The organism is Streptomyces sp. NBC_00663 (assembly GCF_036226885.1).
Classification (GTDB): Bacteria; Actinomycetota; Actinomycetes; order Streptomycetales; family Streptomycetaceae; genus Streptomyces.
The window spans coordinates 837,998-856,620 of record NZ_CP109027.1 but is presented as its reverse complement, the minus strand read 5'-3'; the positions used below and the strand labels follow the sequence as shown (position 1 = coordinate 856,620).

General features: G+C 71.6%; 22 protein-coding genes. 12 read left to right on the top strand and 10 right to left on the bottom strand.

Features of this window, described 5'->3' with window-relative positions:
• Positions 1–6: 6 nt before the first annotated feature.
• Positions 7–2,130 carry a glycogen debranching protein GlgX gene (gene glgX / locus OG866_RS04035; RefSeq protein ID WP_443063635.1) on the top strand — a complete coding sequence of 708 codons (2,124 nt, stop codon included), beginning with the start codon at positions 7–9 and terminating at the stop codon, positions 2,128–2,130.
• On the opposite strand, the gene OG866_RS04030 is transcribed toward glgX, so the two are convergent.
• A complete protein-coding gene (locus OG866_RS04030; protein ID WP_329331982.1) occupies positions 2,102–2,905 on the bottom strand; it encodes a VOC family protein in 804 nt (267 codons plus the stop codon). The two genes, glgX and OG866_RS04030, sit on opposite strands and share 29 nt — an antisense overlap.
• 158 nt (positions 2,906–3,063) lie before the next feature.
• Here OG866_RS04030 and OG866_RS04025 point away from each other — a divergent pair, with 158 nt between their 5' ends.
• A complete protein-coding gene (locus OG866_RS04025; protein ID WP_329331981.1) occupies positions 3,064–3,396 on the top strand; it encodes an ANTAR domain-containing protein in 333 nt (110 codons plus the stop codon).
• Positions 3,397–3,400: 4 nt separating this feature from the next.
• Here OG866_RS04025 and OG866_RS04020 read toward each other — a convergent pair whose 3' ends face one another.
• The gene (locus OG866_RS04020) at positions 3,401–4,192 is read right to left on the bottom strand and encodes a SigB/SigF/SigG family RNA polymerase sigma factor (protein ID WP_329331980.1); all 792 of its coding nucleotides are present in this window, start codon (positions 4,190–4,192) and stop codon (positions 3,401–3,403) included.
• A 242-nt stretch (positions 4,193–4,434) separates the two neighbouring features.
• Here OG866_RS04020 and OG866_RS04015 point away from each other — a divergent pair, with 242 nt between their 5' ends.
• The 4 genes from OG866_RS04015 to OG866_RS04000 all read left to right on the top strand — a co-directional run bounded on the left by OG866_RS04015 (position 4,435) and on the right by OG866_RS04000 (position 7,221).
• Complete coding sequence (locus OG866_RS04015; RefSeq protein ID WP_329331979.1) at positions 4,435–4,890, top strand: MarR family winged helix-turn-helix transcriptional regulator; 456 nt, start codon at positions 4,435–4,437, stop codon at positions 4,888–4,890.
• A complete protein-coding gene (locus OG866_RS04010) occupies positions 4,887–5,708 on the top strand; it encodes an ABC transporter ATP-binding protein (RefSeq protein WP_329331977.1) in 822 nt (273 codons plus the stop codon). The genes OG866_RS04015 and OG866_RS04010 overlap by 4 nt, the downstream gene beginning before the upstream one ends.
• Positions 5,668–6,513 (top strand): ABC transporter permease, encoded by an 846-nt coding sequence (locus tag OG866_RS04005; RefSeq protein ID WP_329331976.1) that lies wholly within the window; start codon positions 5,668–5,670, stop codon positions 6,511–6,513. The genes OG866_RS04010 and OG866_RS04005 overlap by 41 nt, the downstream gene beginning before the upstream one ends.
• A 192-nt stretch (positions 6,514–6,705) precedes the next feature.
• Positions 6,706–7,221 carry a hypothetical protein gene (locus OG866_RS04000; RefSeq protein WP_329331975.1) on the top strand — a complete coding sequence of 172 codons (516 nt, stop codon included), beginning with the start codon at positions 6,706–6,708 and terminating at the stop codon, positions 7,219–7,221.
• 12 nt (positions 7,222–7,233) lie between these two features.
• Here OG866_RS04000 and hemC read toward each other — a convergent pair whose 3' ends face one another.
• From hemC to OG866_RS03975, 5 genes are all read right to left on the bottom strand, one after another.
• A complete protein-coding gene (gene hemC / locus OG866_RS03995; protein WP_329331974.1) occupies positions 7,234–8,169 on the bottom strand; it encodes a hydroxymethylbilane synthase in 936 nt (311 codons plus the stop codon).
• A gap of 73 nt (positions 8,170–8,242) precedes the next feature.
• Positions 8,243–9,250: a questin oxidase family protein gene (locus OG866_RS03990; RefSeq protein ID WP_329331972.1), complete on the bottom strand. Its 1,008-nt coding sequence runs from the start codon at positions 9,248–9,250 to the stop codon at positions 8,243–8,245.
• A gap of 121 nt (positions 9,251–9,371) precedes the next feature.
• Entirely contained in the window at positions 9,372–10,154 is a 783-nt protein-coding gene (locus OG866_RS03985; protein ID WP_329331971.1) for an NPP1 family protein, read from the bottom strand.
• Between the two features lie 162 nt (positions 10,155–10,316).
• On the bottom strand, positions 10,317–11,297 hold the full coding sequence (gene ligD, locus OG866_RS03980) for a non-homologous end-joining DNA ligase (RefSeq protein ID WP_329331970.1): 981 nt from the start codon (positions 11,295–11,297) through the stop codon (positions 10,317–10,319).
• Positions 11,298–11,377: 80 nt separating this feature from the next.
• Positions 11,378–12,130, bottom strand: a complete 753-nt coding sequence (locus OG866_RS03975; protein ID WP_329331969.1) for an SDR family oxidoreductase — start codon at positions 12,128–12,130, stop codon at positions 11,378–11,380.
• A 116-nt stretch (positions 12,131–12,246) separates the two neighbouring features.
• Here OG866_RS03975 and OG866_RS03970 point away from each other — a divergent pair, with 116 nt between their 5' ends.
• Positions 12,247–12,927, top strand: a complete 681-nt coding sequence (locus tag OG866_RS03970; protein ID WP_329331968.1) for a TetR/AcrR family transcriptional regulator — start codon at positions 12,247–12,249, stop codon at positions 12,925–12,927.
• A gap of 1 nt (position 12,928) precedes the next feature.
• Here OG866_RS03970 and OG866_RS03965 read toward each other — a convergent pair whose 3' ends face one another.
• The 3 genes from OG866_RS03965 to OG866_RS45210 all read right to left on the bottom strand — a co-directional run bounded on the left by OG866_RS03965 (position 12,929) and on the right by OG866_RS45210 (position 14,781).
• Positions 12,929–13,597: a response regulator transcription factor gene (locus OG866_RS03965; RefSeq protein ID WP_329331967.1), complete on the bottom strand. Its 669-nt coding sequence runs from the start codon at positions 13,595–13,597 to the stop codon at positions 12,929–12,931.
• Entirely contained in the window at positions 13,594–13,881 is a 288-nt protein-coding gene (locus OG866_RS03960) for a hypothetical protein (protein ID WP_329331966.1), read from the bottom strand. Before OG866_RS03960 ends, OG866_RS03965 begins: the two co-directional genes overlap by 4 nt.
• Before the next feature lie 528 nt (positions 13,882–14,409).
• Positions 14,410–14,781, bottom strand: coding sequence for an MMPL family transporter (locus tag OG866_RS45210; protein WP_443063496.1), 372 nt, complete (start codon positions 14,779–14,781; stop codon positions 14,410–14,412).
• Between the two features lie 38 nt (positions 14,782–14,819).
• Here OG866_RS45210 and OG866_RS03950 point away from each other — a divergent pair, with 38 nt between their 5' ends.
• The 5 genes from OG866_RS03950 (at position 14,820) to OG866_RS03930 (ending at position 18,579) form a co-directional block, all read left to right on the top strand.
• Positions 14,820–14,996, top strand: coding sequence for a hypothetical protein (locus tag OG866_RS03950; RefSeq protein ID WP_329331965.1), 177 nt, complete (start codon positions 14,820–14,822; stop codon positions 14,994–14,996).
• 77 nt (positions 14,997–15,073) lie between these two features.
• Positions 15,074–15,727, top strand: coding sequence for a TetR/AcrR family transcriptional regulator (locus OG866_RS03945; RefSeq protein ID WP_329331964.1), 654 nt, complete (start codon positions 15,074–15,076; stop codon positions 15,725–15,727).
• A 155-nt stretch (positions 15,728–15,882) separates the two neighbouring features.
• Positions 15,883–17,115, top strand: coding sequence for a cytochrome P450 (locus OG866_RS03940; protein WP_329331963.1), 1,233 nt, complete (start codon positions 15,883–15,885; stop codon positions 17,113–17,115).
• A 67-nt stretch (positions 17,116–17,182) separates the two neighbouring features.
• Positions 17,183–17,377, top strand: coding sequence for a ferredoxin (locus OG866_RS03935; RefSeq protein ID WP_329343908.1), 195 nt, complete (start codon positions 17,183–17,185; stop codon positions 17,375–17,377).
• Between the two features lie 14 nt (positions 17,378–17,391).
• Complete coding sequence (locus OG866_RS03930) at positions 17,392–18,579, top strand: NAD(P)/FAD-dependent oxidoreductase (protein WP_329343907.1); 1,188 nt, start codon at positions 17,392–17,394, stop codon at positions 18,577–18,579.
• The last annotated feature ends 44 nt before the right edge of the window (positions 18,580–18,623 follow it).

The window sequence follows — 18,623 nt, the reverse complement described above, 5'->3', positions numbered from 1 at the left end:
GTAGGGGTGCCCGTCTGGAACGGGCACCCCTACCCGTTGGGTGCCTCGTTCGACGGCAAGGGCACCAACTTCGCGCTGTTCAGCGAGGTCGCCGAGTGCGTGGAGCTGGTCCTCGTCGAGGACGACGGCAGCCACCACAGCGTTCCGCTCGCCGAGGTCGACGGCTTCGTGTGGCACTGCTATCTGCCCGGGATCGGCCCGGGGCAGCGCTACGGCTACCGGGTCCACGGGCCCTGGCAGCCAGAGCTCGGCCACCGCTGCGATCCGGCGAAACTCCTCCTGGACCCGTACGCCAGGGCCGTGGACGGCCGGATGGACAACGACCCCTCGCTCTACGCCCCCGACGCCGACAGTGCCGGGCACACCCTGCTCGGCGTGGTCACGGACCCCGCCTTCGACTGGGGCGCGGACAGCCCGCCCCGGCGGCCCTACGCCGACACGGTCATCTACGAGGCCCATGTCCGCGGCCTGACCCGCACCCACCCCGACGTCCCGGCCGAACTCCGCGGCACCTACGCCGGGTTGGCCCACCCCGCGGTCGTCGAGCACCTGACGTCCCTCGGCGTGACCGCGGTCGAACTGATGCCGGTGCACCAGTTCGTGCACGACGGGGTGCTCCAGGACCGCGGTCTGTCCAACTACTGGGGCTACAACACCATCGGCTTCTTCGCCCCGCACAACGCCTACGCCGCCCACGGCAGCCGCGGCGAGCAGGTCGCCGAGTTCAAGACGATGGTGAAGGCCCTGCACGCGGCCGGCCTCGAAGTGATCCTGGACGTCGTCTACAACCACACCGCCGAGGGCAACGAGCGGGGGCCCACCCTCTCCTTCCGCGGCATCGACAACGCCTCCTACTACCGTCTGGTGGACGGCGACTGGGGCCACTACTACGACACCACCGGCACCGGCAACAGCCTGCTGATGCGGCACCCCTACGTCCTCCAGCTGATCATGGACTCGCTGCGCTACTGGGTGACCGAGATGCATGTCGACGGCTTCCGCTTCGACCTCGCGGCCACCCTGGCCCGGCAGTTCCACGAGGTGGACCGGCTGTCGGCGTTCTTCGACCTGATCCAGCAGGACCCGGTGATCAGCCGCGTCAAACTGATCGCGGAGCCGTGGGACGTGGGCGAGGGCGGCTACCAGGTCGGCAACTTCCCGCCGCTGTGGTCCGAGTGGAACGGCAAGTACCGGGACACCGTACGGGACTTCTGGCGCGGCGAGCCCGGGTCGCTCGGCGAGTTCGCGTCCCGGCTGACCGGCTCCTCCGATCTGTACCAGCGCAACCGGCGCCGACCGCGCGCCAGCGTCAACTTCGTGACCGCGCACGACGGTTTCACCCTGCGCGACCTCGTCTCGTACAACGACAAGCACAACGAGGCCAACGGGGAGGGCAATCGGGACGGTGAGAGCGTCAACCGGTCCTGGAACTGCGGGTTCGAGGGCGACACCGACGCCTCCGACGTCAAGGAGCTGCGCGCCCGCCAGCAGCGCAACCTCCTCGCCACGCTGCTGCTGTCACAGGGCATCCCGATGCTCTGTCACGGCGACGAACTGGGCCGCACCCAGCGCGGCAACAACAACGCCTACTGCCAGGACAACGAAGTCTCCTGGATCGACTGGCGGTTGACCGAGGAGCAGCGTGACCTCGCCGACTTCGCCCGCGATCTCGTCGCGCTGCGCGCCGCCCACCCGGTGCTGCGCCGCCGTCGCTTCTTCCGCGGCGAGACCGTGACCTACGCGGGCCAGCCGCTGCCCGACCTCGTGTGGTTCGCGCCGGACGCGCGCGAGATGACGGACGGCGACTGGCTGCGTCCCGACGCGCACTCCGTCGGCGCCTTCCTCAACGGCGACGCCATCGCCGAACCCGACTCGTGCGGCCGCCCCGTGGTCGACGACTCCTTCCTGCTGCTGCTCAACAGCTACTGGGAGCCCGTGGGCTTCCGGCTGCCGGAGGCGGCGTACGGCGAACGCTGGACGACGGTGATCGACACCGCCGAACCCCGGGGGGCGGACGAGACGGAGCACAAGGCGGAGTCGCTGGTGACCGTCGCGGCGCGCAGCCTGGTGCTGTTGTCGCGGCCGCCGGCGGGCGCCCCGGTCAGTGGGCGCGGCGTGCCGTCACCGTGAACCGGGCGCCGTCGGGGTCCCGCAGCACGGCCTCGATGCCGGACTTGGACAGGACGCTGCCGCCGTGGACCTCCGCGGCGCGCGTGCACGCGGAGACGTCGGACACGAAGAAGTGCACCTGCCAGTGCGGGCGGATCGTGGGATCGGGCGCGGCGCCCAGCGCGCCCGACTCGATCCGGGCCACGATGTCGCCCTCGCTGCGCAGCACCACTTCGCCGCCCTCGTAGTTGACCTCGCAGCATCCGGGCCGGTCCGAGGCCCAGTCGAGGATCTCGCCGTAGAAGATGGCGGCGTCGAAGGCGTCACGGGTGTGCAGCCGGATGAAGGTCGGTGCCGCGCGGCGCCAGCTCTCCCAGTCGGAGAAGAGTTCGCCCTCCCAGATCCCGAAGGTCGCCCCGTCCCGGTCGGCCAGCAGCGCCGCGCGTCCGGGCGGCAGGGACAGCGGCCCGACCGCGGCCGTACCACCCCGCTCCTGGGCCCGGGCCACGGCCTCGTCCGCGCTGCGCACCGCGAAGTACGGCGTCCAGGCCACTGCCATCTGCAACATCGAGGCGACCGCCGCGATCCCGGCCACCGGCGTGCCGTCCACCAGTGCCATCCGGAACCGGTCGCCGAGCTCGGCCGACCGCCACTCCCAGCCGAGGACGGCGGAGTAGAACCCCTCGGTGGCCTCCAGGTCACGGCTGGTCAGGCTCACCCAGCAGGGTGCGCCGAACACGGAATGCGTGGAGACGACATCCGTCGTACCAGCGGGATGTTTCATGTCGTGATTCATGGCAGTCGCGTCCTGACCTCGCCGGCCTCCAGCCACCGGTCTGTCTCCAGTGTCCAACCGGAACTGTGCCGGGCGCCTGTCGAGTACCCCCGCGGCGCGCCCGAAACGACCTCGCGGGCCCAGTGGCATTGAGCCGGTCGAATGACGAGGATGGAGGGGTGACCCCGGGACCGCACGACCCGTCCGACGAGGCCGACCGCATCTTCGAGCTGCAAGAAGAGGTCGAGCAGCTGAAGGAGGCCGTCACCTCGCACGCCGTGGTGGACCAGGCGATCGGGATGATGGTGGCCCTCGGGCGGGTGACGCCGGACGAGGGCTGGGTGGTCCTGAAGGACGTGTCCCAGCGTACGAACATCAAGCTCCGCAACGTCGCGGACCTCATCCTGATCTGGGGCCGCTACGGGGAGCTGTCCCCGCAGATCCGGGCCGAGCTGGAGGCCGCTCTCGACCGTCACGGTCCGACCCAGATCCCCGAGGCCCCCTCGGAGTGACGGCTCAGCACGCCTCCGCCTCGAGTTCGGCGCGGAGTCTGGCGAAGCAGGCGCTGAGCAGCCGGGAGACGTGCATCTGCGAGATGCCGAGCTGCTCCGCGATGCTGCTCTGCGTCATGCCCAGGAAGAAGCGCAGATACAGGATGGTCTGCTCGCGCTCCGGAAGGGCCAGGAGACAGGGTGCGACGGAGACCCGGTCGACGACCACGTCGTAGCTGGGGTCGGGGCCGCCCAGCGCGTCACCGAGGGCGTACCCGTCGGTGCCGGGCATCTCGGCCTCCAGCGACAGCGCGGAGAAGCACTCCAGCGCCTCCATGCCGGTGCGCACCTCGTCCTCGGTCAGCTGGGCGTGCTCGGCGATCTCGGGGACGGTGGGGGCCCGGCCCGGCGTCGTCTGCGACAGCTCCTTCGCGGAGCGCCGGACGCGGTTGCGCAGGTCCTGGACCCGGCGAGGTACGTGCAGCGTCCACATGTGGTCACGGAAGTGCCGCTTGATCTCGCCGGTCACGGTCGGAACGGCGTACGCCTCGAAGGCGTGGCCGCGCTCCGGGTCGTAATGGTCGACGGCCTTGACCAGGCCGAGGGCGGCGACCTGGTACAGGTCCTCCAGGGACTCGCCGCGGCCCTTGAAACGGACGGCGATCCGCTCGGCCATGGGCAGCCACAGCCGGATCAGCTCGTCGCGCAGGGCCTGGCGCTCGGGTCCGTCCGAAAGGTCGGCCAGACGTACGAAGGCTTCGGTGGTGTCGGGGGCGTCGTCGTGCGGGTGCGGCTTGGTCCTGGTCGAGACAGGCATCGTGCGCACCTCCCTCAGCGGGATGTCGGCTGGGACAGACACCATGGGAGGAGGGCTGCGCGGACGACAGCGGAGGACGCCGGGGCCGAGGAGGGCTCCCATGGACGTGCCTCCTGTCCGAAGCACTTAAATGCGAATTCCCGCCACAAATCGATCCAAACTCATATCCGCTCATCGGATCCGTTTCGGCCTTGACCGTGCCTTGGGTTCATTACCTCTGCTACAGAGCTAATCTCGACGGTGTGGAACAGGAGACCTTCCCGGACGAGCTGGCCGACGCGCTCGTCGGGGTCCAGCGGTTGATCCGGCGCCGGCTGCGCCGGGAGATGCCCGCACCTCAGCTGCGCGGTGCCGAGGTGGAACTGCTGCGGCTCGTCGTGGCCCGGCCCGGCATCAACATCTCGGACGCCGCCAAGTACCTCTACCTGGCGGGCAACTCGGTGTCGACGCTGGTCAACCAGCTGGCCCGGCAGGGCTATCTGGTCCGTGAGACCGACCCCGCCGACCGGCGGGCAGCCCGTCTGATGCCGACCCCGGCCGCCGAGGCCCGGCTCGGCGAATGGCGCAGGCGCCGCGCCGACCTCGTACGCCAACAGGTCGCGGAGCTCGACGAGGCGGACCGGGACGCACTGGCCGCGGCCGTACCGGCCCTGCGGCTGCTGGCCGAGAACCTGCGTGAGGAAAGGGAGGAGCCATGACCCAGGACGCCGTAGCGTGCACCGGGCTCGCATACGCCTTCGGCGGCACCCGCGCGGTGGACGGACTCGACCTGACCGTGGCCGAGGGCGAGGTCTTCGGACTGCTCGGCCCCAACGGCGCCGGGAAGACCACCGCGATCCGCTGCATCACCACCCTGCTGCCGGTACCGGCCGGCATGGTCCGGGTCTTCGGACACGACACCGCCGCGGAACGGATGGCCGTACGACGGCTGCTCGGCTACGTCCCGCAGCAGCTGTCCGCCGACCAGAGCCTGACCGGCCGCGAGAACGTCGCCCTGTTCGCCCGCGTCTTCGACGTGCCCCGCCGGGAACGCGCCGCACGCGTCGGACAGGCCCTCGCCGCCGTCGACCTCACCGACGCCGCCGACCGGCTCGCCAAGACCTACTCGGGCGGCATGGTCCGCCGCCTCGAACTCGCCCAGGCCCTGGTCAGCGCGCCCCGGCTGCTGATCCTGGACGAGCCGACCATCGGCCTGGACCCGATCGCCCGCACCGGGGTGTGGGAACACATCAACGCCGTCCGCGCGGCCACCGGCATGACGGTCCTCGTCACCACCCACTACATGGACGAGGCCGACCAGTACTGCGACCGGGTCGGCCTCATGCACCACGGCCGCGTCCGCGCCCTCGGCACCCCCGCCGAACTGCGCCAGGGCCTCGCCGCACGCCGTGGCACGACCACCCTGCCCACCCTCGAGGACGTCTTCCGCGAGGTCGCGGGCAGCGGTCTCGACGACGAGTCAGGAGACTTCCGCGATGTCCGAAGCACCCGCCGTACCGCAGGCCGCGTCGGCTGACGGCATCAGCCTGCTGCTCCAGGCGCCCCGGCCCCGGGCCGGCTGGCGGCTGCTGCCCGCCCGGGTCGGCGCGATGTGCGCCGTCGAACTCCAGAAGCTGCGCCACGACCGCACCGAGCTCTACACCCGCGCGGTCCAGCCGGCCCTCTGGCTGCTGATCTTCGGCCAGACCTTCACCCGCATCAAGGCGATCCCCACCGACGGCATCCCCTACATCGACTACCTCGCGCCCGGGATCATCGCCCAGTCCGCGATGTTCATCGCCATCTTCTACGGCATCCAGATCATCTGGGAACGCGATGCCGGCATCCTCAACAAGCTCCTCGTCACCCCCACCCCGCGCTCGGCGCTGATCACCGGCAAGGCCTTCGCGGCCGGCGTGAAGTCGCTCGTGCAGGCCGTGGTCGTCGTCCTCATCGCCGCCGTGCTCGGGGTCGCCCTGACCTGGAACCCGCTGAAACTGCTCGGTGTCGCCGCGGTCGTCGTCCTCGGCTCGGCCTTCTTCTCCTGTCTGTCGATGACCATCGCCGGCATCGTTCTCAGCCGCGACCGGCTGATGGGCTTCGGACAGGCCATCACCATGCCGCTGTTCTTCGGCTCCAACGCCCTCTACCCGCTCTCCGTCATGCCGGGCTGGCTCCAGGCGGTCAGCAAGGTCAACCCGCTCAGCTATCAGGTGGACGCACTGCGCGGCCTCCTCCTCGGCACGCCCGCACACCTCGCGCTCGACTTCGCGGTGCTTCTCGTCGCCGCCGCGCTCGGCATCGCCGCGGCCTCCTCACTGCTCGGCCGGCTCGCGCGCTGATCATGCGCACGGACGTGATGTGCGGCACGCCCCCGCCCCCGCCCGAGTACCGCTCCGGGGGAATTCTTCCTGCGCACGGCATGATCGCTGATCAAAGGGGGTGAATGGGCTGGCCACAGCGCATTCCGCTCATTTGACAGTGCACTGAGCACACAGATAGGAAGCAGCTCTCTGAGGGTGGAGAGGTGGATTGTGTACGAGCCGAACGTGGTCGGGGACTGGCAGGAGTACGACGAGCATGCCGGTCTGCGTGTCCGCGTCCACCGTCTGGAGGCCTCGGAGCCACCGCGTGGACGGGACGACGCCGCTGAGGGGCTCACGTACTTCAGTGTCCGGGTGACCGTCGAGAACCGTGGCAGGCGGCACTCCACCATCCACCTGGAGGACGGCCAGATCGACGTCCGGGTCGGCCCTGACGGCGAGAGCGCGTTCATCGACTGGCGCAACTCGCAGTTCATCGAGGGCTTCGACGTCTACCCCCTGCGCCGGGCCACCGTGGTGCTCTACGCGGCCGGCCCCGAGGCGTCCCTGAGCCAGGTCGACGTGCAGATCCAGCTGCGGGTCGACGAGGAGTGGGCCGAACGCCGGCTGTGGACCGGCGGGATCGGCCTGCTCGAAGGAACGGTGCAGCCGGGCACCGCCCGGGAGGGCCTGGCCTGCCAGGTCAGCAACTTCCTGCGGGACCAGGCCGAAGAGGGCACCGCCTGACCGTCGCCACGGTCAGTGCGGGATGCCGTCGATGATCTCGCGGGCACCCTGACGCAGCAGCGCCACGGCCACGGAGGTGCCGAGCGTCGCCGGGTCGAGACGGCCCGCCCACTCGTGGGCGTTCAGCCGCGTCTTGCCGTCCGGGGTGAACACACAGGCCCGCAGCGACAGTTCGCCGCCGTGCTCCACGCGCGCGTACCCGGCGATCGGGCTGTTGCAGTGCCCCTGGAGGACATGCAGGAACATGCGCTCCGCGGTGGCCTCCCGGTGCGTGTCCGGATCGCCGAGGCCGCTGACCGCGTCGATGAGCGCGGTGTCGCCCTCCCGGCACTGGAGGGCGAGGATGCCCGCGCCGATCGGCGGCATCATCGTCTCGGGGGACAGGATCTCGCTGATCACGTCCTCGCGGCCGATGCGTTCGAGGCCCGAGGCCGCGAGCAGCAGGGCGTCCGCCTCCCCGGCCGCCAGCTTCGCCAGCCGGCGGTTGGCGTTGCCGCGGAACGGCACACACTGAAGATGCGGGTGCGTGGCGGCCAGTTGGGCCACCCGGCGCACCGAGGAGGTGCCGATCCGGGTGCCCTCGGGCAGCTCGTCCAGGGTGAGCCCGTCGGGGTGGATGAGGGCGTCGCGGATGTCGTCGCGCTTGAGGAACGCGGCGAACGTGGTGCCGGCCGGCAGTGGCCGGTCGGCGGGCACGTCCTTGACGCAGTGCACCGCGAGATCGGCCTCGCCCGCCAGCAGGGCGGCGTCGACCTCCTTGGTGAACGCCCCCTTGCCCTCGACCTGGGACAGGTCGCCCAGCCACTTGTCGCCGGTCGTCCGCACCGGCACGACCTCGGTGCGCACCCCCGGATGAAGGGCGGTCAACTCGGCGCGGACCCGCTCCACTTGGGCCAGCGCCATGGGTGAGTCGCGGGAGACGATACGGATCAGTTCGGGCACGGACATGCGGACACGATAGACCCTTGCGGTGGAGTGTCCGTGCCGTACCGGCGGAACCGGCCGGCTCGGACCGGCGGGCTCAGACGAGGGGATCACTCATCTCCACCGACCGAAGCGCCGCCGCCAGCGCCTGCTCGTCGCCGACGTCCAGGGCCGTGTCGGTGAGTTTGATGACGTGCTCGTCGCCATGGGCCATCGCGCGTTCCACGACCTCCTCCGCGGTGAGACGGGCGGGCGGTGTGTAGACGACCGGTTCGACCGGGGCGTACATCGCGGTCACCGCGGCGGACGCGGTCCACGCCGCGTGCAGGCTGGGTGCCCACAGCTCGCGCGGCAGCGAATCCAGGCTGCGCAGCACGGCGTTGGGGGCGGTGGCCGCGTGCACCAGCATGGTGGGCTCGCCGTGACCGTGGGTGGCGTAGCGGTGGGTCGCCGCGTGGACGAGCTCGGTGAGCCGGGCGCGGGCGGTGTCCGGGTCGGTCACGTCGTCCGCCCAGACGGGCAGTTGGCGTACGGCCGCCAGTCGCTTCCGGAAGCCCACCATGCCCGGCGCGATGGCCGGTACGGCGTCCAGGGCCTGGGCCGCGGTCGGCGCGCCCGGCACGGCGGCGACGCCGGTCACCGGCTGGTGCCGGGCCGCCCAGTAGCCGAGGGCGTGCGCGAACTCGGTTACACGGGGCGCGTTCTCCTCGGCTTCCAGGGCGCGCACGGCGTGGCCGACGCGGATGATGGTGTGGGTGGCGCCGCCGTACATGCCGGACAGCAGGCGCGGCCACCAGGTGGCGAGGACGTCGCGCCAGGGCTGTTCGGCGAGGGTGCGGGAGTAGAAGTCGATCCAGTCCGCTATCCGGCGTGGATCGCCCAGCGCCTCGGCCCAGTTGGCCTCGGTGACCGGCTCCGAGCGGTCGGGGAAGGCGTCCAGCCTGTCCTGATACAGGTCCAGCCAGCGGTGGACCGCGCCCTCCTGCCCGTGCGCGGCGAGTGCCTCGACGACCATGGGGGCGTGGTTGGTGAGCCAGCCGTCGAATTCCGGGCCGGCGGCGTGCAGGCGGTCGAGGGCTTCTTCGAGGTGTCCGGTCGTGGTCATGATCGGACGGTATGCCGGGCGGGGGTGTGCCGTGATCGGGCGCGGGACGGAAACCCGCCGGTGCCGGGGACCTAGGTCCCGCGCCCGAGGACCGGGGCCCGTCTGAACAGGCCCGGTCTGATCAGGCGTTCGGGTCGAACGCGATGCCGGACGGCTTGGCCGAGGTCAGATGCGCGGCGAAGTTCGCGTCCTTGAGACCGAAGTTGGCGCTGCCGAAGTCGTAGGCGCTGAGCTTGTCTCGCAGGGCCGTCGACGGGTAGCCGTTCCAGCCGACCAGCGGCGGGTACTGCCAGGTGCCCTTGGCGTTCTCCGGCGGCTCGTCATTGGAGTTGGCCAGCCGGAAGCAGTGCGTGCTGATGCCGTCCTTGTGGTAGACGATCTTCGCGTGGGTGCCGTCGAAGCGGACGCCGGAGGCGGCGCTCACCGTGAACGAGCCGTGGTTGGACGTCGACACGTACTGGACCGCGCCGTTCTGCACCCAGATCACGACGTGTTCCCAGTCGTGCCGGTGGCCGCCGATGCTGCTGTTGGCGACGGCCTGGTCCTTCTCGAAGTACAGGCCGTACATGTAGGCGCACCAGCCGTTGTTGCACTTGTAGCGCGAGTAACTGTTGGTGTTGTTCAGGTCCGAGAGGTCGTGGCAGTCGCCGCTCAGTGAACCGGTCGGGTTCAGGCCGCCGTTGACGGTCCCGTCGGGGCCGATCGCCGGCGAGGAGTAACAGCCGTCGGTGTCGTAGTCGAAGGCGGGCTGGTAGGTGTACTCGGCGGTCTCGGCGTTGGCCGGCAGCGCAGAGGGCGGGGCGGCCAGGGCCGTGCTGGGGAAGCCGAGCACGAGGGCGGCGGCGGCGCCGGCCACGCCGACGGCCCCTCGCTTACGGCGGGTTCCGGAGGTTTTCGACGACACTGCGTCCTCCTCTTGATACGGGCGCAGCCCAACGGCTGTGGGGGAGAGGGAAGTTCCACTTCCCGGGCCAGGACAGCTTCCCGGCTTTTCATGTCCGCGCCAAGAGGTCGTAAGCGACTCATAGGTAACAAGCGTCCGAACGCTTGGATCTTGTTCGAGATCTCAGACCGGATCGTCCGGCAGATCGGCCGCGGACTCCGCTGCCGCGAGGTCCGGTCGCAGCCGCAGCCAGGAAGGTTGGCGCAGCAGGCCCGCGCGGGTGCGGGTGCTGTAGCGGACCTCTCCGACCAGCCGGGGCAGTACCCAGTGGGCGCCCGTGACGCGCGGCGCCGGGTCGAAGGGGCACGTGTCCGTGGCGGCGGTCCGCAACAGCTCGGCGAGCCGCGTCCGTTCCGCTTCGCTCCATCCCGTACCGACACTGCCGACGTATCGCAGCCGTCCGCCGCCCCGTTGCCCCACCAGTACCGCGCCCGGCAGACCGGTGAGCCGTCCCTTGCCGGGGAGCCAGCCGCCGACGATCACGTCCTCGCTGTGCATGTTCCGGATCTTGATCCAGGCGCGGGAGCGCACCCCGGGTTCGTACACCGAGTCCAGCCGCTTGCAGACGAGGCCCTCCAGGCCGTGCGCGCGCGTCGCCTCGAGGGCCTGCGCGCCGTGCCCGACGAGGGCACCCGGCGTGGACCAGAACGGGCCCTCCAGGCCCAGTTCCTGAAGCTGTTCGCGCCGTCGCAGATAAGGCCGCGCGATCAGGGGCCGCCCCGCCAGGTGCAGCACGTCGAACAGCACCAGATGGACCGGGACTTCGGCCGCCTTCCGCGCGGCCCGGGCGGGTGCGTGGGCCAGGCCCATCCGCGACTGGAGCAACTGGAAGTCGGCGCGCCCCTGTTCGTCGAGCGCCAGGATCTCGCCGTCCAGTACGGCCGCGGTCCCGCCGAGCGCGCTGCCCAGGGCCCCGAGTTCCGGATAGGCGGCGGTGATGTCCTCCCCGGACCGGGCGCGCAGCGTCACACTTGTGTCCCCGGCCAGGTACGCCACCACGCGCTGGCCGTCCTGCTTGGTCTCGTAGGCCCACCGGGCGTCCTGCGCGGCGGGCGGCAGGGTGCCGGGGGTGGCCAGCATGGGCGGGATCAGGGGAAGGCTCACGGCTCAGTTGTCGACGGGCCCCCGCTCCCGCACGCGCGCCGGGGCGTGGTTTCCCCTGAACGGCGGCGGGGAGGGCGGCGTCAGATGATGCCGCCGTTGGCCCGCAGCACCTGCCCGTTGACCCACCGGCCGGCCGGGCCGACCAGGAACGACACCACCGAGGCGATGTCCTGCGGGGTGCCGAGGCGCTCCAGCGGGGCCTGCGCGGCCAGCCGGGCGACCGTCTCCTCGTCCTTGCCGTCCAGGAAGAGGTCGGTGGCGGTCGGTCCCGGCGCCACGACGTTCACGGTCACGTCACGGCCGCGCAGCTCCCGCGCGAGGATCAGCGTCAGCGCCTCGACCGCGCCCTTGCTCGCGGCGTACGCCCCGTAGCCGGGGAAGGCGAGACCGACGACCGAGGACGAGAAGTTGACGAGGGCCCCGCCCGGACGCAGCCGTCGGGCGGCCTGCTGGTCGACGGCGAAGGTGCCGCGGATGTTGGTGCGGTACAGCGCGTCGAGGTCGGCGAGGTCCAGCTCCGCGACCGGGGCCAGCGGCATCCGGCCCGCCGCGTGCACGACCGCGTCCACCCCGCCGTACACCGTCTCGGCCTGGTCGAACAGCGCGGCGACCTCGGTCTCGTCGCCCACGTCCGCACGAGCGGCGACGGCGCTGCCGCCCTCCGCCACGATCGCGGCCACCACCTCGTCAGCCGCCTCCTTGTTGCCCGCGTAGCCGACCACGACGGCGAAACCGTCGGTGGCGAGCCGGCGGGCGACCTGTCGTCCGATGCCGCGCGAGCCGCCGGTCACGATCGCTACGCGCTGTCCGGTGCCGGGGTCGGTGGTGGTCATGATGGCTCCCTCATGGGTTAGCGGTGCTACGTCTGTCTCGTAGCGACGATAACATGGGGCCGTAGCGATGCTATTCCCCGTTCGTATCGCCGCTACGGATGTCGTACCGTGCACCCATGGACGCGAGGGAAAAGATCCTGGAAGCCGCCGCGGCACTGCTGGCCGAGGCGCCGGCCGCCGAGGTCTCGACGCGGGCCGTGTGCGAGGCGGCCGGGGTCGGGGCGCCGATGCTCTACCGGCTCTTCGGCGACAAGGCCGGGCTGCTGGCCGCCGTGGTGGACCGGGGCTTCGAGCAGTACCTCGCCTCCAAGCGGGCCGCCCGCCCCGGGGCCGATCCGGTGGCGGACCTCAGGAGCGGCTGGGACAACCACCTGCGCTTCGCGCTGGAGCACCCCCACCACTACCGCCTGATGTACTCGCCCGAGCTGACCGTCCCGCCCGCGGCGGCGCGCGAGGCCCACGCCCTGCTGCACGCGATCCTCGAACGCTGCGCGGCGGCCGGCCGCCTCACCGTGCCGCCCGCCGTGGCGACGCAGGTGATCATGTCGGCCAACGTCGGGGCGGCCCTGTCGATGCTCACCAGGCCGGAGCAGTACCCGGACCCGGGCTTCTCGGCACGGCTGCGCGACGCGGTGATCGACTCGGTGACCCGTGCCACCGCGCCGGGGCCGGAGGGCGGGGTGCCCGTCGCCGCCGCCACGCTCGGGGCCCGGCTGCGCGCCGACCCGCCGCAGACCTTCACCGCGGCGGAGTCGGCCCTGCTCCAGCAGTGGCTGGACACCCTCGCCGGCGGCTGAGTCAGCCGCGCGGCGCGGCCTGCACCAGCCCCGACTGGTAGGCGATGACGACGAGCTGGGCGCGGTCCCGGGCGCCCAGCTTCGTCATGGCCCGGTGCACATGGATACGTACGGTCAGCGGACTGACGACCAGCTTCCCGGCGATCTCCTCGTTGGAGTGCCCCTCGGCCACCCACGCCATCACCTCGCGCTCCCGGGCGGTCAGCCGCGCCAGGTCCGCCGGCCGGACGCCCTTCGCCGGAGCGGCCAGGAAGCGGGTGATCACGGTGCGGGTGGCGAGCGGGGAGAGCAGGGAATCGCCCGCCGCCACCGTCCGCACGCCCGCCAGCAGCGCGTCCGCGGTGACGTCCTTGCCGAGGAAGCCGCTCGCCCCGGCCCGCAGCGCCTCGGCCACGTACTCGTCGATCTCGAACGTGGTCAGGATCAGCACCCGGGTGTCCGCGAGGTCCGGGTCGGCGCAGATGGCGGAGGTGGCGGCGAGGCCGTCGGTGCCCGGCATCCGGATGTCCATCAGGACCAGGTCGGGACGGTGGATGCGGGCGAGGGCGACGGCTTCCTTGCCGTCGGCGGCCTCGGCGACCACCTCCATGTCGTCGCAGGAGTCGATGAGGATCCGGAAGGTGGCCCGCAGCAGGGCCTGGTCGTCGGCGAGCAGTACACGGATGGTCATGGGGTCCGATCTTCCGGTTCCGGCGCGGTGGGCGTGGTGGGTGTGGTGGGGTAGAGCGGCAGACGGGTGGTCACCTCGACGCGGTGACCGGCGTCGAGGGCGCCGCCGACGGACCTGGCCGTCGCGGTGCCGTCGTGGGTGACGGTGAGCGTCAGATGGTCGACGGCGTACCACAGGCGCACCCGGGCCGCCCCGGCCGCGGCGTGCTGGGTGACGTTCGTCAACGCCTCCTGCACGATCCGGTACGCCCTCAGGTCCACCCCCGGCGACAGCGGACGCGGCATCCCCTCGACGGTGACCTCGATGGTGGGCGACGACGTCGTGCAGCTCGCGGGCTATGCGCATGCGTTCCTCGGCGACGCGGTGCCGGGCCTCCTTCTCCCGGCTCTGCTCGGCGTACTCGGCGCGGGCCTGATCGGCCTCGACGTAGGCGTCCCGGAGCCGGACCGCGGTGCCGACCTCGAAGAAGAGGTGGCCGAGGGAGCCGGCCCCGGCGGTGCACAGGGCGGTGACGACGACGACCGTCCGCGGACGGCTGCGCTGCCCGAACAGGGAGCCGCAGGCGAGGGCGGCGAGGGCGATCGTGGGCCTGACCGCGTCCGGCTGTTTCTCGTGCGGGAAGTGGATCTCGCTGCCGAGCAGGAAGCATGCGAACAGCAGCGCGTCCGTCATCGTGTCGACGGTGCGGGTGTGCTCGTCCGCGTAACGCTGCCAAGGGATGCTCATCGCGCTCTCCGGTCGGGGTCCTCAGGACATGGTCGGCGATGCCCGCCGGGAACGACGGGCGAGGGCCGCCCGTGTCGGGGGCGGGGTCAGATGCGAGCGGTGGGCCGTTCGGCGGCGCCGACCACCGTGGGACCTTCCCGGGTGAGCGACCCGCCCTCGACGCCGACACTCGCCACCGGTCCAGCCCCCGGCATCCACCAGGCCGCCTTGCCGAGCAGCGCCGGCACCGGCGTCAGCGCGCTCAGCACCGCGATCACCACGACGCCCGCCGCGGCCGGCCCCGTCTTGGTGAGGACCGGGCTGCCCACCACCGGCAGACCGGCCGGCGCGATGCCGACGGTGAGCCCGACGAAGTTCCCGGGGAGCACGGTCGGGACGGGGGTGTAGCCCGCTGCACCACCGGTCCGGGAGCGCACACCCTCGTCGTGGTGATCACGCGCCGGGATCGTGGACGCCACAAGGCCGACGCCGTTCACCGTCCCGGAAGGACACCCCGATGAAGCCCCTGCTGTCCTCGCGTCCCGTGCTGTGGTTCCTGTTCCTGTTCAATCTCGGCGTCGCGGCGGCGGCACCCTTCGTCGTGAGCGGCGCGCAGGCCGTCCTGACCGGCGTCGGCATGGGCGTCGTCTCGCTGGGGGCCGGGGTCAGCCTGCTGCGGACGCGGGACCGCTGAGGCGCCCCTGACGTGCGGTTGCGTAGGCTTTCGTCCTCGGGGCGGCAGCATCACGGGACGGCGAACGGAAGGCGACGATGGCGGCAGGCAGGGCGGTACGGGCGGAGCAGGTCAGCGCGACCCGGGAGCTGATCCTGACGGCGGCCGAGCGGCTGTTCGCGGAGCGCGGTGTCTACGCCGTGTCCAACCGCCAGGTCAGCGAGGCCGCCGGACAGGGCAACAACGCCGCCGTCGGCTACCACTTCGGCACCAAGGCCGACCTGGTCCGCGCCATCATCCGCAAACACGCGGCGCGGATCGAGGAGATCCGCGTCCGGCTGCTGGCCGGCATCGGCGACTCCACGGACGTACGGGACTGGGTGGACTGTCTGGTGCGCCCGGCCCCCGAACACCTGGCGGCTCTCGGTAGCCCCACCTGGTACGCGAGGTTCTGCGCCCAGGTCGCGACCGACCCGGCCCTGCACGAGATCATGGTCGAGGAGTCCCTCTCCTCGCCGGCCATGCGGCAGATCGTCGAGGGGCTCCGGCGCTGCCTGCCCGAACTGCCGGGCGAAGTCCGCGCCGAACGCGGGGAGATGGCCCGCCATCTCATCCTGCACGTCTCCGCCGAGCGCGAGCGTGCTCTGGCCGACAACCGCCCCACCCCGCGCGCCAGTTGGCAGGCGGCGGCCTCGGGTCTGGCCGACGCGGTCATCGGGCTGTGGCTGGCACCGGTGACCCCGGAGCGCTGAGCGAACACCTCTCGGTATGTGAGCCGGGTCACGTCAGGAAGCTGTCAGGCAACTGACCGGAAGGCGTCAGACACCTCTGTTTGCCTAGGCATCGAGGCCTCGACCCCTTCCCCCCGGCGCTCCGCTCGCGGAGCCCCCCACCACCGAGGAGAACCATGGCCGACATCTTGGCCGACCCCGTGTCCCAGGAGCCGGACACCGCCCCCGAGTTCCCGATGCCCCGCGCGGCCCGCTGTCCCTTCGACCCGCCGCCCGCCCTCAAGGAGTTGCAGCGGGAAGCGCCCCTGACGCGGGTGCGGTTGTGGGACGGCAGCGAGCCCTGGCTCGTGACCCGCTACGCCGAACAGCGCGCCGTCCTCGGCGACGCCCGGGTCAGCGCGGACACCGACCGGCCCGGCTACCCCACCAAGGCCTCGCCCGACGCGGGCGAGGGCAAGCTCAGCTTCATCATGATGGACGACCCCGAACACGCCCGGCTGCGCCGGATGGTGACGGCCCCCTTCGCCATCAAGAAGATCGAGGCGCTGCGCCCGGCGGTGCAGCGGATCGTGGACGGCCTGATCGACGACATGCTGGCGCGGTCGGGAACCGTGGACCTGGTGGAGGCGTTCGCCCTTCCCCTGCCCTCCCTGGTCATCTGCGAACTGCTCGGCGTGCCCTACGACGACCACGCGTTCTTCCAGGACAGCACCAAGACCATGGTCCGTACGACCGCCACCCCGGCGGAGCGGGGCGCGGCGAGCCGCGAGGTCGCCGGCTATCTCGCCGAGCTTCTCGGGAAGCGGATCGCGGACCCCCGGGACGACCTGCTGTCGAGCATCGCCGGCCGTGTCACCGCCGGTGAGATCGACCACCGGCAGGCCACCGAGATGGCCCTGCTCCTGCTGATCGCGGGCCACGAGACCACCGCGAACATGATCGCCCTCGGCACCCTCGCCCTCCTCGAACACCCCGACCAGCTGGCCCTGTTGCGCGAGACCGACGACCCGAAGCTCGTCGCCTCCGCCGTCGAGGAACTGCTGCGCTATCTCCACATCACCCACCTGGGCCGGCGCCGCGCGGTCACCGAGGACATCGAGATCGGTGGTCAGGTCATCCGGGCCGGCGAGGGCGTCATCATGGCCAACGAGATCGCCAACCGCGACCCCGAGGTCTTCCCCGACCCCGACCGCCTCGACCTCACCCGTGACGCCCGCCGCCACGTTGCCTTCGGCTTCGGCGTCCACCAGTGCCTCGGCCAGCCGCTGGCCCGCATGGAACTCCAGGTCGTCTACGGCACCCTGTACCGCCGTATCCCCACGCTGAAGCTCGCCTGCCCCCTGGAGGACGTGCGCTTCAAGGACGACGCGTTCATCTACGGCGTGCACGAACTGCCCGTCGCCTGGTGACGGTTCACCGTCCCGCACACCGTCAAGAGCCACGAACCACGTTTCACGTATGAGGAAGAGATCTGACATGAAGGTGGAGCTGGAAGCCGACAAGTGCGTCGCCTCGGGGCAGTGCGTCCTCGCCGCGATGGACGTCTTCGACCAGGACGACGACGGCATCGCGATCCTCCTGGAGGACAGGCCCGCGCCCGAACTCCTCGACGACGTCAAGGAAGCGATCGCGGTCTGCCCGGCCGCCGCGATCCGACTGGTCGAGCAGTGAGCCCAGCCGCCCTGCTGCACGGGATCGTCGTCGTGGGCGCCTCGGCCGCCGGACTCGCCGCCGCCGAGACGCTCCGCCGCGAGGGCTACGCCGGCCCGCTCACCCTCGTGGGCGACGAACCCCACGCCCCGTACGACCGCCCGCCCCTGTCCAAGCAGATCCTGTCCGGGGAATGGCGGCCCGACCGGCTGCCCCTGCGCACGCCCGCCGACCTCGCCGCCCTCGACCTGGACCTGCGTCTCGGGGGCGCCGCGACCGGCCTTCAACTCGGCGAGCGCACGGTCCGGTTGGCCGATGGGACGACGCTGTCGTACGACGGACTGATCCTGGCCACCGGAGTCCGGCCGCGCCGGCTCCCCGGCGAGGGCGCGCATGTGCTGCGCACCCTGGACGACGCGCTGACCCTGCGCGACCGCCTCGGCCCCGGACGCCGGCTGGTCGTCGTCGGCGCCGGGTTCCTCGGTGCGGAGGCCGCCGCGGTGGCCCGGCGCCTCGGGACCGAGGTGATCCTCCTCGAACCCGCCCCGGTGCCGCTGGCCCACGCCGTCGGCGCCGAAGTCGGGCGGATGCTGGCGCGGGTGCATCTGGACGAGGGAGTGGACCTGCGATGCGGGACCGGCGTCACCGAGGTGACCGAGGACGGGGTGCTGCTCGCGAGCGGTGAAGTCGTCGAGGCGGACGAGGTGTTGGTGGCGATCGGCTCGGTGCCCAACACCGCGTGGCTCGACGGCAGCGGCCTGGCCGTCGCTGACGGCGTGGTCTGCGACGTGTACGGCGAGGCCGCCCGGAACGTGTACGCGGCGGGTGATGTGGCCCGCTGGCACAACCCGCTGTTCGGAACGTCGATGCGGATCGAGCACCGGACCCACGCCGCCGAGATGGGCATGGCCGTCGCCCGCAACCTCCTCGCCCCCGAGGCGCGCAAGCCGTTCGCGCCGGTGCCGTACTTCTGGTCCGACCAGTACGGCATGAAGGTGCAGGCGTACGGGTTCCTGCGCGGCCATGACGAAGTCGCCGTGGTGGAGGGGGACTTGGCCGAGCGGCGGTTCGTCGCGCTGTACCGCGCGGGTGAGCGGGTGAGCGGGGTGCTCGCCGTGGGCATGCCGCCGAAAGCGATCCGGGGGTGGCGGCAGGCCGTCGCGACCGGGGCGGGGTGGCACGAGACCGTGAGCCCCGGGGCGCTGCCCGTCGTACGTCCGTAGTCGTCCCTGAGGAGGAGGGGAGGTACACGCACGCAGTAGATTAC

Coding starts and splice junctions, on each gene's coding strand:
- OG866_RS03970 (WP_329331968.1), top strand. CDS start 12,247: ATGGACGCGAGGGAAAAGATCCTGGAAGCCGCCGCGGCACTGCTGGCC.
- OG866_RS04005 (WP_329331976.1), top strand. CDS start 5,668: ATGTCCGAAGCACCCGCCGTACCGCAGGCCGCGTCGGCTGACGGCATC.
- OG866_RS04010 (WP_329331977.1), top strand. CDS start 4,887: ATGACCCAGGACGCCGTAGCGTGCACCGGGCTCGCATACGCCTTCGGC.
- OG866_RS03940 (WP_329331963.1), top strand. CDS start 15,883: ATGGCCGACATCTTGGCCGACCCCGTGTCCCAGGAGCCGGACACCGCC.
- hemC (WP_329331974.1), bottom strand. CDS start 8,169: ATGTCCGTGCCCGAACTGATCCGTATCGTCTCCCGCGACTCACCCATG.
- OG866_RS03975 (WP_329331969.1), bottom strand. CDS start 12,130: ATGACCACCACCGACCCCGGCACCGGACAGCGCGTAGCGATCGTGACC.
- OG866_RS04030 (WP_329331982.1), bottom strand. CDS start 2,905: ATGAATCACGACATGAAACATCCCGCTGGTACGACGGATGTCGTCTCC.
- OG866_RS03950 (WP_329331965.1), top strand. CDS start 14,820: ATGAAGCCCCTGCTGTCCTCGCGTCCCGTGCTGTGGTTCCTGTTCCTG.
- OG866_RS03965 (WP_329331967.1), bottom strand. CDS start 13,597: ATGACCATCCGTGTACTGCTCGCCGACGACCAGGCCCTGCTGCGGGCC.
- OG866_RS03960 (WP_329331966.1), bottom strand. CDS start 13,881: ATGCCGCGTCCGCTGTCGCCGGGGGTGGACCTGAGGGCGTACCGGATC.
- OG866_RS03935 (WP_329343908.1), top strand. CDS start 17,183: ATGAAGGTGGAGCTGGAAGCCGACAAGTGCGTCGCCTCGGGGCAGTGC.
- OG866_RS04020 (WP_329331980.1), bottom strand. CDS start 4,192: ATGCCTGTCTCGACCAGGACCAAGCCGCACCCGCACGACGACGCCCCC.
- OG866_RS03945 (WP_329331964.1), top strand. CDS start 15,074: ATGGCGGCAGGCAGGGCGGTACGGGCGGAGCAGGTCAGCGCGACCCGG.
- OG866_RS03990 (WP_329331972.1), bottom strand. CDS start 9,250: ATGACCACGACCGGACACCTCGAAGAAGCCCTCGACCGCCTGCACGCC.